The organism is Nocardia sp. NPDC050718, assembly GCF_040654235.1.
Classification (GTDB): domain Bacteria; phylum Actinomycetota; class Actinomycetes; order Mycobacteriales; family Mycobacteriaceae; genus Nocardia.
This window is the reverse complement of sequence record NZ_JBFAHQ010000010.1, coordinates 172,994-185,794: the sequence shown is the minus strand read 5'-3', so window position 1 is coordinate 185,794 and position 12,801 is coordinate 172,994. Positions and strand designations below refer to the sequence as shown.

Here is a 12,801-nt window from a genome sequence, read left to right as displayed (position 1 = left end):
TCGCGGCCTCCCTCCCCCCCCCCGCCGGGGCGCGGGTGGCGCTTTACGACTGGGGGGGGGGGGCTGATCGTCCCCCCCCCGGGGGGGGGGGGGGGGGGGGGGGCCCCCCCCCCCCCCCCCCACGACCGGTCACTTCGCGCTCAGCCGCGCGATGTCGTCGATGATCTTGTTGGCGCCGATCACGCCGATGCCGAGCATCCAGGTGTCGTCGGCGACCTCGTAGGCGTGGTTGCCCGCGACCGCGGGCAGCGCGCCCCACAGCGCGGTGACCCGGCTCTTGGTCGTGCCCTTCGAGCCACCGGTGTAGTCGGCGTGGAACACCACGTCACCGTTGATCTGCTCGTACTGCTCGGGATCGAGCTCGGCCATCGAGTAGGTGTTCCATGTGCGGGCCGGGTGGGTGAAACCGACCTGGGCCAGGATGAAACCGGAGAAGGTCTCGGGCCCGTAGAGCCGGAAGCGGTCCTCGGTGAAGCGCACCATCGACACGGTCTTGCCCGCGGCGCCGATCTCCTTGCCGACCGCCTTGGCGCGGCCGTCGAGCTGGGTGAGCAGCTGTTCCATCTCGGCCGACTTGCCGACGGCCGACGCGGTCAGCCGCGCCTGCTCGTGCCAGTTGGTCCCCGAACTGGTCGAGAACACGGTCGGGGCGATGCCGCTGAGCTGGGTGTAGAGCGCCTCGTGGCGCACCTTGGTGCCGATGATCAGATCGGGCTCCAGGGTGGCGATCGCGTCGAGGTCGGGCTCCTGGATGGTGCCGACGGTCTTCACCCCGGTGAGCTTGTCCGCCAGGTACTTCGGCGCGCCGTAGCCCATCGCCCGCTCGGTGATCGCGGCGGGCGTGATGCCCAGCGACACGAGCGCGTCGAGGTGCGGGGAATCGAGGACGACGATGCGCTGCGGCTGCGCGGGCACGGTCGTCTCACCCATCGCGTGGGCGATGACGCGGCCGTTCTCGACCTCGGCATCGGTCGAACTGCACCCGGTCAGGACCAGGCCCACGGTGGCGACCAGCGCGCCGAAGGCGGTGGTCAGCCGGTGTCTACTACTTCTCACGGTCTGCACGAGCAGCGACATTAGCCTAACCTAACCAAGGTTGTCCTACCCTAATTAGTCCGGGTAAGGTTCGCCGGTGCCTTCGAGTCGTGACGCCGTGACCGCACGCCACGGCTCTGCCCCGCTCGCCCGCGGCGGCGTGGTCCTGCTGCTCGCCGCGGTCGTGCTGTTCGGTGTGTGCGTGGCCAGTCTGGCCATCGGCGCCAAGTCGATTCCGATGGGTGACGTGGTGGCCGCGCTGTTCGGGCGGGGCGAGGACAGCGTGCGGGTGATCATCGGTGACTGGCGGCTGAGCCGGACCGTGGTCGGGCTGGTCTGCGGGGTCGCGCTGGGCGCGGCGGGCGTGGTCATCGGCGCGCTGACCCGCAATCCGATCGCCGATCCGGGACTGCTGGGGGTGAACGCGGGTGCGGCGCTCGGCGTCGTCGTCGGGCTCACCGTCACCGGCGGGATGGGCGTCACGGGCTACACCTGGTTCGCCTTCGCCGGCGCGGGCATCGCCGCGGTGGTCGTGTACCTGCTCTCGATGGTCGGCCGGGCGACCGCGTCGCCGCTGCGGCTGGCGCTGTCGGGGGTGGCGCTGGCCGCGGTGCTGTCCGGGGTCACCCAGCTGCTGGTGTTCCTGGACGAGGACGTGCTCGATTCCTATCGCTTCTGGCGGATCGGCTCCCTGGCCACCCGCGACCTGCACGACACCCTGCTGCTGGTGCCGTACGTGCTCGGCGCCGCCGTCCTGGCGCTGGCGCTGTGCCGGTCGCTGAACGCACTGAGCCTGGGTGACCGGACGGCCACGGCGCTCGGGGTGAACCTGGGTCGGGTCCGGCTGCTCGGCTTCGTCGTCGTCACGGTCCTGTGCGGGGCGGCCACCGCGCTCGCGGGGCCGATCGCCTTCGTCGGGCTGCTGGTCTACCACATCGCGCAGTACCTGGTCGGCTCCGATTTCCGGGTGCTCGTTCCGGTGTCGATGGTGCTCGCGCCGGTGCTGCTGCTGGCCGCCGACGTGCTGGGCCGGGTGATCGCCGGTGGCGAACCGGTGCCGGTCGGGGTGCTCACCGCGTTCCTCGGCGGGCCCGCGCTGATCGCGCTCATCGTGTGGAGTCCCCGGATGGGGGCGGAGTCGTGAGCATCCTGTCGGGGCCGGGCGCCGGACTCGTCACGCGCACCGGGATCACGCCGGGCGACGTGGTGGTGCGCGCGGGCCGGTCCACCCTGCGGTTCGACCGCCGCGCCGTCGTGACCACCGCGATCCTGGTGGTCCTGGTGCTGGCGATGATCGCGGTCTCGCTCATGGTCGGCGAATACCGGGTCGGTCCCGGTGCGCTGTGGGACACGCTCACGGGGCATCCGCGGCGCAGGCTCGACCGGTTCTTCGTCCTGGACCGGCGGCTGCCCCGGGTCCTGGTGGCCGTCGGGGTCGGCGCGGGCCTGGCCGCCGCGGGCGCGATCTTCCAGCGGCTCTACCACAATCCGCTGGCCAGCCCGGATGTCATCGGCTTCACCAACGGCGCCTCGCTGGGCGCGGTCTTCGTGTTGCTCACCCTCGGCGGCACCCTGTCGACGGCCGCGCTCGGCGCCGCGGTGGGCGCGCTCGGCACCTTCGCGATCATCGGCGTGCTCACGGTGCTGGGCGGGCTGCGGGGTGCGCGGCTGGTGCTGGTCGGGATCGCCCTGGAGGCGATCTTCACCGCGGCGACCTACTACGTGCTCAGCCAGGCGTACCTGCCGTCGGCGGCGGTCGCCAACGCGTGGCTGATCGGTTCGCTCAGCGGGCGCGGGTGGGGTCAGGTGGCGATCGTCGCCGTCGGGCTCGCGCTCGTCGGCCCGCTGATCGCGGTGCTGAATCGGTCGTTCCACGCCCTCGATCTCGGGGACACCGTGGCGACGACGCTGGGCGTGCGCAGCGGGCGGGCCCGGCTGGGGCTGATGCTCGGCGCGACGATCCTCGTCGGCCTGTCGGTGTCGGCGGCGGGCCCGATCGCGTTCATCGCCCTCGCCGCGCCGCACCTCGCCCGTGGCATCACCCGAGCGCCCGGCGCCGGGATCTTCGCGGCCGCGTGCACCGGCGCGCTCCTGCTCGGCGTCAGCGACCTGGTGGCCGAACACGCCTTTCCCGCACCGGTTCCCGTCGGCGTCGTCACGGTGAGCATCGGTGGGGTCTTCCTGCTCTGGCTGCTGGTACGAGAGGGTCTGCGTCACCGTGTCTGAAACATCCACCGGGACCGCCGCATCCACCGAAGGGGAGCATCCCGGCTCCCGGCTGCGGGGTGAGTCGGTCCGCGTGGCCTACGGCGAGCGGGCCGTGCTGCACGGCGTCGACCTCGCGGTGCCCGACGGCCGGTTCACCGTCATCATCGGGCCCAATGCCTGCGGGAAATCGACCCTGCTCGCCGCGCTCGGCCGGATCCTGCGCCCGGCCGACGGCTCGGTGGTGCTGGACGGCAAGGCGATTCACCGCTACTCCACCAAGGAGACCGCGCGCAGGCTGAGCCTGCTGCCGCAGACGCCGGGCACCCCCGACGGCATCGTCGTCGGCGATCTCGTCGCCCGCGGCCGCTACCCGCACCAGGGCCTGCTGCGGCAGTGGTCCGACGACGACGCCGCGGCCGTCACCGAGGCACTCGCGGCCACCGGCACCACCGACCTGCGGCACCGGCGCGTCGACGAACTGTCCGGCGGTCAGCGCCAACGGGTCTGGATCGCCATGGTGCTCGCCCAGGCCACCTCCATCGTGCTGCTCGACGAGCCGACCACCTATCTCGACATCAGCCACCAGCTCGATGTCCTCGACCTGTGCGAGCGCCTGTACCGCGAGCACGGCCGCACCGTCGTCGCCGTCCTGCACGATCTGAACCTGGCCTGCCGCTACGCCACCGACCTTGTCGCCATGCGCGACGGCCGGATCATCGGGCAGGGGAGTCCGGGGGAGCTGATCACCCCGGATCTCGTCCGGGCGGTGTTCGATCTGGACTGCGTGGTCATCGACGACCCGCTGACCGGGTCGCCGATGATCGTGCCGCAGCGGCACCGGTCCTAGCGATCGGGCGTGCCGAGCACCGCGCGCACCATGGCCCAGATCTCGGTGCGCGCCGCGGTGGTCGCCGCCAGCGACGGAATGGTGAGGAAGCCGTGGAACAGTCCGTCGTAGCGGCGGTGCCGTACGGCGACGCCGTCGTCGGCGAGGCGGCGCGCGTAGGCGTCGCCCGCCGCGCACGGCGGATCGAGCTCGGCGGTGATCACCACCGCGGGCGGCAGCCCGGCCAGCGACTCGGCCCTGGTCGGCACCAGGCGGACGTCGTCGGTGCCGTGCGGGGCGTACTGCTGCCAGTACCAGCGCATGGCGCTGGTCGTGTTGTAGTGGCCGGTGCCGAACCGCCGGTAGGACTCGGTCTCGAAGTCGTCGTCGATCACCGGATAGAACAGGATCTGCGCCGCGACCTCGGGGCCGCCGCCGTCGCGGACCGCGATGGCCACGGTGGCGGCGAGATTGCCGCCCGCGCTGTCGCCGGCCAGCGCGATCCGCGCCGGATCGCCGCCGAACTCACCCGCGTGCTCGGCGGCCCAGCGCAGCGCGGTGAGCACATCCTCGTGCGCGGCGGGCGCCCGGTGCTCGGGCGCGAGCCGGTAGTCGACGGCGACCACGACCGCGCCGACCCCCTCGGCCATCGACCGGCAGAACTCGTCGTGACTGTCGAGATCGCAGAACACGAAGCCGCCGCCGTGCGCGAACACGATCACCGGCAGCGTCGCCCCGTCGCGGTGCGGCCGGTAGACGCGCAGGGTCAGGTCACCGCCCGGCCCCGCGACGACGACATCGCGCGCCTCGCGCATCTCGGGCAGATACTTCAGTGGCGCCCGCCTGCCGAGGATCGCGGCCCGCACGTCGGCCGCGCGCATCGTGGCGATATCGGGGAACCCGGCGTCGAGCGTGGCGAGCATCGCCGCGACCTCGGGGTCCGGCACCGCACCCGGTCCGGTGGTGGGATAGACGCGGACAGTCACTGACCCTCCTGGAATTCTCGCGACGGGGTTCGACGGTCGAACCGGTCGTCGGCCCACCGTAGGGCCGGTCCGGTACGGTTCGGACCCCGTTCTCCCGCTGGGCGGAAACCCCTGGTCGACGCGACGCGCGCGGTGCCTACCGTCGGCACATGAACACCGCGAAGGTCTACGTGACCGACACCGTTGTGACTAAACCCGGGCGGGCCAGGGACTTCGTCGACGCGTATCTGCGTGAGTACGCGCCGGGGGCCCGCGAGCGGGGGATGACGCTGGAGCGGATCGTGGTGAGTCCGCCGATCTGGTTTCCCGACGAGTCCAACACCGTCACCGCGACCTGGGTGCTCGACGGGGCCGAGGGGTGGTGGGCGATGACCTGGCAGGGCCGCTCCGATCCGGCGGTGCGGCGCTGGTGGGCCGCCGTCGACGACCTGGTCGCCGAGCGCACGCGCTCGACCGGGGCCGAGGCGTCCGAGATCGAGAGGCTCGCCGATGTTTGATGTCGTTCGGCTGGTGCATCTGTCGGCGGCGGGCGGTCCGGCCGCCGACCAGCTCATGACCGACCTGACCGCGGCGGTGACCGGGGTGGCGCGCCGGGTGCTGGTCCAGCCCACGCTGCCGGGGGTGCGCAACGGCGGCGACGTGCTCGCGCACCTGCGCTTCGCCGAGGCCGCCGACTGGCACGCCTGCGCGGCCGCGGTCGGCGCGGTGCTCGCCGGCCCGGGCGTGACGCATGTCGACGGTGCCGAATACGACGGCGGCACCGGTGGTTTCGCGGAACCCCGGGCGCCCGGTTCGGTGTACCGGGTGCTGCTGCTGCGAGTCGCGCCGCAGACGCCGGACGCGACCGTGGACCGCTTCGAGGCAGACCTGCTGCGCATGCCGCGCTACATCCCGACCATGCTGTCCTGGCGGCTGAGCCGGGTGCGCCGCGGCATCGGATCCGTGCCGTGGACGCACGTCTGGGAGCAGGAGTTCACCGATCTCGACGGGCTCGACGGCCCGTACCTGATGCACCCGGTGCACTGGGCGCACGTCGACCGGTGGTTCGATCCGGAATGCCCGGACGTGATCGTGCACGATCGCATCTGCCACAGCTTCTGCGAGAACGATCCCGTCTGATCCCGGCCGCCGCCCGCTCCCGCCGGGCGGCGCACCGCCGGATCACGCGTAGCGGGGCGCGCGGTGTTCGGTGGCGACCCGGGACGCGGGGCCGACGCCCAGCGGCCGCGGATGCTGCTGCAGGGTGGGGCGCACCCGCACCCGGCCGTCGTCGACGTGACGCCAGATGTTGAGCGCCGTCGTGCGCACCGGCGCGCTGAGCCGGTGGTCGAAGACCATCCGGTCGACCGGCCCGCACACCGACACCGCGGCCACGGCGGACTCGCCGAGATCGCCGATCGGCGCGGCGATGCAGCCGAAGCCGGCCAGCGACTCCTCGCGCTCGACCGCGATGCCGTGCGCGCGCACCTTGTGCAGTTCGTTGTCGAGCTGGGCCCGGGTGGTCAGCGAGTACTTGGTGCGGGCGGTGGCCTGCCCGGTGACGACCTCGGCGAGGCGGCGCTCGTCGGAGTAGGCCAGGATCGCCTTGCCGACCGCCGTACAGTGCGCGGGCCGCCTGCCGCCGACCCGGGTCGGGACCGCGGCGGCCAGATCGCCGCCCACCTTGTCCAGGTACACGACGTCGGGACCGTCGAGGACGGCCAGGTGCACGACGAACCCGGTGACCCGGTGCAGCTCGTGCAGGAACGGCATCGCGGCGCGATGCAGGCGGTCCTGGTGCACGGCTAGCGAGCCGAGCTCCATCAACCGGATCCCGAGCTCGTAGTCGCGCCCTTCGCGGCGCAGCCAGCGCAATTGCACCAGCCGTTCCAGCATGCGGTGCGCCGAGGACCGGGGTAGCCCGGTGCGCCGGACGATCTGGGCGAGCGTGAGCCTGCCCGGACCGTCGAAGGCGTCGAGCAGCAGGGACGCGCGATCGAGGATCGCACTGGGGGTGGTGGCCTCGGCTTGGATGACCATGGAGCGCTCCATTTCGGATCTACGTGCTGATGCCCAGTCGCATATTTCGATTAGGCATATACCTATTCATACCATCCTCTGTGGCCGTTGTCACATGAATCCCCGAATCGCGTGCGACGACGACGGCCCCCGTACCGAGCGGAGTGCTCGGTACGGGGGCCGTCGAAGGGCTGTGCGCGGTTACATGGCCGCCAGCGGCTCGCTGCCGGACCAGTCGTGGCCCCAGTAGCTGTCGGCGGTGATTTCCTCAGCGGTGTAATAGGTCTCGTCGACCCGCATGCCCTCGGTGCCGAACTCGACATCCCAGCCGCCGGGCGCGCGCACGTAGAACGACACCATCTTGTCGTTGGTGTGCCTGCCCAGCGTCGAGGACACCGAGAAACCGTCCTTGGTGACACGGTCCAGCGCCTGGCCGACGGCGTCGAGCGAGTCGACCTCCACCATGATGTGCACCAGGCCCGGCGCGCCACCGTGCGGCGCGGGGCACAGCGCGAGGCTGTGGTGCCGCTCGTTGACACCCATGAAACGCACCCGCATCGGCCCGAACTCCGGCGGCGCCGGGATCCGGAACGCGCCGCGCGGCAGGAAGCCGAGCACCTCGGTGTAGAAGTCGAACGCCCCGTTCGGGTCCATCGTCGGCAGCACGACGTGGCCCAGGCCCTGGGCGCCGGTGACGAACTTCGCGCCGAACGGCGTCACGACGGGGCTGTGGTCGAGCACCGCGCCGTGGAAGATCTCCAGCGTCGCGCCGGTCGGATCCTGGAAGGTGATGACCTCCTCGACCCGGCGCGCGTCGGCCTCCTCGACCGAGAGCGGCTTGACGGCGATGCCGGCCGCGGTGACGGCTTCCTGCACCCGGACCAGGGCCGCGTGGTCACGGACCTCCCAGCCGATGGTCACGACGGCGTCGCTGTCGCCCGGCACGACGGTGATGCGCGCCGCGCGCTCGTCCATCCGCAGGTACAGCGCGTTCTCGTCCGGGCCGCTGCCCTGAGCGAAGCCGAGCACGTCGAACGCGAAGGTGCGCCAGCGGTCCATGTCGGCCGTCTGGATCTTGACGTAGCCGAGGCCTTTGATGTCGGTCATGTTCTCGTTGTCCTTCGTGGTTTTCGGGTCAGATCATCGAGCGGAGGTTGTCCGCGGGCTCGAGACCGAGCGAGCTGACGGCCGAGGCGTGGTACACCGTGCTCGGCACGTGGATGGCGTGGGCGAGGCCGACGTGCGCGTCGCGCCAGTAGCGCTGCAGCGGCTTGTCGGTCCGCATGGCGTTGCCGCCGGACCGGGCGAAGATCTGGTCCACGGCCGAGACCGCGCGCCAGGCCGCGCGGACCTGGGTGCGCCGCACGGCGGCCCGCTCGGCGAAGCTGATCTCCCTGCCCGCGTCGACCGCGTCGAAGATCTTGTCGGCGTTGGCCAGCAGTTCCTGGCGGGCGGCGTTGATGTCGGCGGCGGCCTCGCCGATGGCGAACAGCACGTACGGATCGTCCTTGACCGCGGTGCCCTGCGCGCCGACCCGGTCGCGCTGGTAGTCCAGGTGCGCGGCCAGCGCGCCCTCGGCGATGCCGACCACCGCGGAGCTGATGCCCAGCGGGAACATCGTCGACCACGGCATCTTGTAGAGGGTCTCGGTGACCCCGTACTCCTTCTGCGCGGTGCCGTCGATGACGTGGTCGCCGTTCATCACCCGGTAGTCGGGCACGAACGCGTCCTTGACGATGATGTCCTTGGAACCGGTGCCCTTGAGGCCGACCACATTCCAGGAATCCTCGACGATGGTGTAGTCCTCGCGGGGCAGGATCATGTGCAGCATCGTCGGCGGCAGCGCCATCGAGCCGTCGGGGTTGCCGAGCATGGCGCCCAGGAAGATCCAGTCACAGTGGTCGGTGCCGGAGCTGAACTGCCAGCGGCCGTTGAAGATGTAGCCGCCGTCGACCGGGCGGGCGATGCCGGTGGGCGCGTACGGCGAGGCCATCCAGGTGTCGTGGTCGTCGGCCCACACCTCGTCCTGGACCTTCGGATCGGCGAAGGCCAGCTGCCACGGGTGCACGCCGACGATGCCGGTGATCCAGCCGCTGGCCGGATCGAGCGCGGCGGTGGCCATCACCGTCTCGGCGAACTCGCGCGGATGCGCCTCGAAGCCGCTGTACTTCTTGGGCTGCAGCAGGCGGATCGGGCCCGCCGTCTTGAGCAGCTGGGCCGTGGCATCGGGCAGCTGCCCGAGCCGCTCCGCCTCCGGGGCCTGATCGCGCAGCTGGTCGGCGATCGCGGCGATGTTGTCGAGAACCTTGGTCATCGCAGGTGGTGCTTTCTGTTCGGGGTGGGAGAGGTCAGGACATGGTGTCGACGATGGCGCCGCGGGCGATGTTGTCGGCCACCTCGGCTTCCCAGCTCGTCACCGCGCGGTCGGTATCGATCTCGAATTCGAAGCGTTTGGTCATGTCTTCGGTGACGTCCTCGACGTCGACGTAGAACTGCTTGTACCAGCGGCGCAGCTGGTAGACCGGCCCGTCTTCCTCCGAGAGCAGCGGGTTGTCGATCGGCGCCTTGTTCTTCCAGATCGCCACGTCCTGCTCGAAGCCGACCTGCACGCCCGCGGCGAACTGCTCGGCCATCGCGGTGGCGTCGGCGTCGGACATGCCCTCGGGCTTCTTCACCATCGCGCCGTACTGCAGTACGAAGGAGTTCTCGTCGACCGGGTAGTGGCAGTTGATCAGGACGGTCTCGATCGTCATGCCCTGCGCCTCGCTCCAGAGCCAGTCGATCATGTAGGACGGGCCGAAGTACGAGGCGTCCGAACGCAGGGTGGAGTTCGGATCGTCGTAGCTGGTGCCGACGGAGATGTCGTGGCGCGGGGTCGAGCGCATGTACTGGGTCGCGACGTGGCCGTCGAAGACGTTCTTGAAGTAGCGCGGGAACGAGTAGTGCACGTAGAAGAAGTGCGCCATATCGACGACGTTGTCGACGATCTCCCGGCAGTGCGAGCCCTCGATGAGGATCGAGTTCCAGGTGAAGTCGGTCCACTCCGGGGTGCCGTAGCCCTCGATCTCGGGGATGGTCACCTCGTCGGTGGGCTTGCTGCCCTGCGGATCGTTCCAGACGAACAGCTGGCCGTTGCGCTCGAGGGTCGGCCACGAGCGGGTCTTGGCCAGCGGGGGCACCCGGCGCGCGTAGGGGATCGCCGTGCACTTGCCGTTGCCGCCCCAGCGCCAGTCGTGGAACGGGCAGGCGATCGAGTCGCCCTTGACGGTGCCGTGCGCCAGGTTGCCGCCCATGTGGCGGCAGAATCCGTCGAGCACGTGCAGCGCGCCGTCGGATTCCGACTGGAACACCACCAGCGTGGTGCCGAACGCCTTCACCTCGTGCGGCTTGCCGTCGCGGAACGACGAGAGCAGGCCGAGGCAGTGCCAGCCGCGCGCGAAGCGGGTCGGCGCGGCGGCGGCCTCGATCTGACGGTAGTCGGCGTCCTGTGATCGGCCGTTCGGCGAGTTCTCCGGCATCGAAACCTCCATGTATCGGACGGAGTGGGATGAGCTGTGTCGATGGTCACGCTGCCGGTGGTGGTCCGGGCGGGTCGGTTCCCGGTCAGCGGACATGTTTTCGCCGTGCCGCGTCGGCGTCCCGATCAGCGGGAGAGGAACCGATCACAAGCGCGCGGGCCGCCCTACCGTGACCGCATCCGCCGGACGAGAGGAATGACCATGGGTACCGTCGCGATGGTTCTGGAGACCGCCGCCATCCGGATGTTCGCCGAGGCGGCGCACTCGCACAATCCGGCCTATCGCCTCGCCGACCGGCCCGTGGTCCCGCCGACCTTCCTGCCCGCCGACGGTTTCGGCGCCGCGGGCGGCCGGGCGGAGACCGATCACCGGTTCTTCGGCCCGCCGCCGCGCGCGGGCGACCAGCTGACCGCGATCCGGGCCGGCAGTCCCGGCGCGCCGGCGGTGAGTGCCGCCGAGTCGCTGACCCGCTACTTCGACCGCACCGGCGGACTCGTCGCCGAGTCCTGGGCCGCCGCCGAACCCGCACTGGGCGAACCGGTCTCACCACAGGCCACCGCGCTGCTGGCCACCTACGCCACCGATTGGCTGGGCGCGGAGAACATCCGGCGCTTCCGCACCAGGGTCGTGCGCGCGTTGCCGTCGGGCGAAGTCATGACCTGCGCGGGCCACATCACGCAGAGTTACACGCAGGACGGCGAAGCGCGCGTCGACGTCACCCTGTCCGGGACCGACGCCGCGGGCGAGGTCGTCGTCCGCGCGTGGGCGACCTTCGCCCGCGACTGACCCCGCCGAGCAGGAGCACCATGACCGACACCGCCCCCGACCTCGCCGCCCGGATCGCCCGGCTGGAGACGATCGAGGCGATCATCGCCCTCAAACACCGCTACTTCCGCGCCTGTGACGCCAAGGACGCGGTCGGCTTCCGCGAGTGCTTCCTCGCGGCGGGGGCCGAGCTCGACTACGGCAGCCTGGGCACCCACGACGCCGACGGGATGGCCGCGGTGTTCACCTCGATCGCGCTGCGCCGGGTCGACGGCAAGCCGGTCGTGCTCGACATGCACCACGGCGTGCATCCCGACATCACCGTGCACGACGACACCACCGCGAGCGGCCGGTGGACGCTGCGCTTCCGGCAGCTGAACCTGCTGGCGCGCACCGAGACCGTGGCGACCGGCGAATACGCCGACGAGTACCGGGTCGAGGACGGCCGCTGGAAGATCGCGCGCTGCACGTTCACCCAGCTGTGGTCGCTGACCCGTCCACTGGGTGCGGACGCTCAGGTGGAAAACCTCTGATTCCGCACCGCGCGGGGGCGCGCGATGGTGAGGTGTTCATAGTGCACATCGACGTTCGGAGGTAGGACATGGCGCGACGATACGAGGGCAAGGTCGTCTTCATCACCGGGGCGGCCCGCGGTCAGGGCCGGGCCGAGGCGGTTCGCTTCGCCGAGGAGGGCGCCGACATCATCGCGATCGACGCGTGCGTGGATTTCGCCAGCACCAGCTATCCGGGTGCCACCGAGGACGACCTGGCCGAGACCGTCCGGCTGGTCGAGGCAGCGGGCGGCAAGATCGCCGCGAGCAAGGCCGACGTCCGCGATTTCGCGGGCCTGTCGGCGGCGCTGGCGGCGGGGATCGAGCAGTTCGGCCGGCTCGACGTCGTCGTCGCCAATGCCGGAATCTGTTCGGCGGCGATGTCCTGGGAGATCACCGCCGAGCAGTGGCAGGAGACGGTCGATGTGAATCTGACCGGCGTCTTCCATACCGCCAAGGCCGCGATTCCGTACCTGATCGAGCAGGGTGAGGGTGGCGCGATGGTGTTCACCAGCTCGGTCGCCGGTCTCAAGGGCATCCCGTTCACGGCCCACTACGTGGCCACCAAGCACGCCATCACCGGATTGGCCAAGACGATGGCCAACGAGCTGGGCCAGCACAAGATCCGGGTCAACACCGTGCATCCGGCGGGGGTGGCGACCGGCATGCAGATGGCGGAGATGGGCCCGCTGTTCGAACAGCACGCGGCCACGCTCGCGCCCATCTTCATGAACGCCCTGCCGACCTACATCACCGAGGCCTCCGATATCGCCGCCGCCGTCGCGTGGCTGTGCTCGGACGAGGCGGGCCAGGTCACCGGCGCGCAGATCCCGGTGGACATGGGCAACCTCAACCGCTGAGCGGACCGCCGAATTGGTATTTTTATACCGACGCCGCTAGGGTCGGTATGAAAA

Annotated in this window: 14 protein-coding genes; 8 read left to right on the top strand and 6 right to left on the bottom strand. The window is 70.8% G+C overall.

Features of this window, described 5'->3' with window-relative positions; genetic code table 11:
* Positions 1-129: 129 nt before the first annotated feature.
* On the bottom strand, positions 130-1,077 hold the full coding sequence (locus AB0H54_RS31315) for an iron-siderophore ABC transporter substrate-binding protein (protein ID WP_357350338.1): 948 nt from the start codon (positions 1,075-1,077) through the stop codon (positions 130-132).
* A gap of 55 nt (positions 1,078-1,132) precedes the next feature.
* Here AB0H54_RS31315 and AB0H54_RS31310 point away from each other — a divergent pair, with 55 nt between their 5' ends.
* The 3 genes from AB0H54_RS31310 to AB0H54_RS31300 are packed head-to-tail and all read left to right on the top strand — an operon-like array spanning position 1,133 to position 4,090.
* On the top strand, positions 1,133-2,179 hold the full coding sequence (locus tag AB0H54_RS31310; RefSeq protein ID WP_357350336.1) for an iron chelate uptake ABC transporter family permease subunit: 1,047 nt from the start codon (positions 1,133-1,135) through the stop codon (positions 2,177-2,179).
* Entirely contained in the window at positions 2,176-3,261 is a 1,086-nt protein-coding gene (locus AB0H54_RS31305; protein WP_357350334.1) for an iron chelate uptake ABC transporter family permease subunit, read from the top strand. The genes AB0H54_RS31310 and AB0H54_RS31305 overlap by 4 nt, the downstream gene beginning before the upstream one ends.
* The gene (locus AB0H54_RS31300; RefSeq protein WP_357350333.1) at positions 3,254-4,090 is read left to right on the top strand and encodes an ABC transporter ATP-binding protein; all 837 of its coding nucleotides are present in this window, start codon (positions 3,254-3,256) and stop codon (positions 4,088-4,090) included. The genes AB0H54_RS31305 and AB0H54_RS31300 overlap by 8 nt, the downstream gene beginning before the upstream one ends.
* Here the strand turns inward: AB0H54_RS31300 and AB0H54_RS31295 are convergent.
* Positions 4,087-5,055 (bottom strand): alpha/beta hydrolase, encoded by a 969-nt coding sequence (locus AB0H54_RS31295; RefSeq protein ID WP_357350331.1) that lies wholly within the window; start codon positions 5,053-5,055, stop codon positions 4,087-4,089. The two genes, AB0H54_RS31300 and AB0H54_RS31295, sit on opposite strands and share 4 nt — an antisense overlap.
* Before the next feature lie 149 nt (positions 5,056-5,204).
* Here AB0H54_RS31295 and AB0H54_RS31290 point away from each other — a divergent pair, with 149 nt between their 5' ends.
* Both AB0H54_RS31290 and AB0H54_RS31285 read left to right on the top strand, forming a co-directional pair.
* The gene (locus tag AB0H54_RS31290) at positions 5,205-5,552 is read left to right on the top strand and encodes a hypothetical protein (protein ID WP_357350329.1); all 348 of its coding nucleotides are present in this window, start codon (positions 5,205-5,207) and stop codon (positions 5,550-5,552) included.
* Entirely contained in the window at positions 5,545-6,174 is a 630-nt protein-coding gene (locus tag AB0H54_RS31285; protein ID WP_357350327.1) for a Dabb family protein, read from the top strand. Before AB0H54_RS31290 ends, AB0H54_RS31285 begins: the two co-directional genes overlap by 8 nt.
* Positions 6,175-6,216: 42 nt before the next feature.
* Here the strand turns inward: AB0H54_RS31285 and AB0H54_RS31280 are convergent, their stop codons facing one another.
* The 4 genes from AB0H54_RS31280 to AB0H54_RS31265 all read right to left on the bottom strand — a co-directional run bounded on the left by AB0H54_RS31280 (position 6,217) and on the right by AB0H54_RS31265 (position 10,583).
* Positions 6,217-7,074, bottom strand: coding sequence for an IclR family transcriptional regulator (locus AB0H54_RS31280; protein ID WP_355280210.1), 858 nt, complete (start codon positions 7,072-7,074; stop codon positions 6,217-6,219).
* Between the two features lie 180 nt (positions 7,075-7,254).
* Entirely contained in the window at positions 7,255-8,160 is a 906-nt protein-coding gene (bphC, locus tag AB0H54_RS31275; RefSeq protein ID WP_357350325.1) for a biphenyl-2,3-diol 1,2-dioxygenase, read from the bottom strand.
* A 28-nt stretch (positions 8,161-8,188) separates the two neighbouring features.
* The gene (locus AB0H54_RS31270; protein ID WP_357350323.1) at positions 8,189-9,367 is read right to left on the bottom strand and encodes an acyl-CoA dehydrogenase family protein; all 1,179 of its coding nucleotides are present in this window, start codon (positions 9,365-9,367) and stop codon (positions 8,189-8,191) included.
* Positions 9,368-9,401: 34 nt separating this feature from the next.
* Positions 9,402-10,583, bottom strand: a complete 1,182-nt coding sequence (locus AB0H54_RS31265; protein WP_355280215.1) for a Rieske 2Fe-2S domain-containing protein — start codon at positions 10,581-10,583, stop codon at positions 9,402-9,404.
* A 189-nt stretch (positions 10,584-10,772) separates the two neighbouring features.
* Between AB0H54_RS31265 and AB0H54_RS31260 the strand changes: the two genes are divergently transcribed.
* The 3 genes from AB0H54_RS31260 to AB0H54_RS31250 all read left to right on the top strand — a co-directional run bounded on the left by AB0H54_RS31260 (position 10,773) and on the right by AB0H54_RS31250 (position 12,747).
* Positions 10,773-11,357, top strand: a complete 585-nt coding sequence (locus tag AB0H54_RS31260) for a hypothetical protein (RefSeq protein ID WP_357350321.1) — start codon at positions 10,773-10,775, stop codon at positions 11,355-11,357.
* 20 nt (positions 11,358-11,377) lie between these two features.
* Positions 11,378-11,869 carry a nuclear transport factor 2 family protein gene (locus AB0H54_RS31255; protein ID WP_357350319.1) on the top strand — a complete coding sequence of 164 codons (492 nt, stop codon included), beginning with the start codon at positions 11,378-11,380 and terminating at the stop codon, positions 11,867-11,869.
* A gap of 68 nt (positions 11,870-11,937) precedes the next feature.
* Positions 11,938-12,747, top strand: a complete 810-nt coding sequence (locus AB0H54_RS31250; protein WP_357350317.1) for a mycofactocin-coupled SDR family oxidoreductase — start codon at positions 11,938-11,940, stop codon at positions 12,745-12,747.
* Positions 12,748-12,801 lie beyond the last annotated feature (54 nt).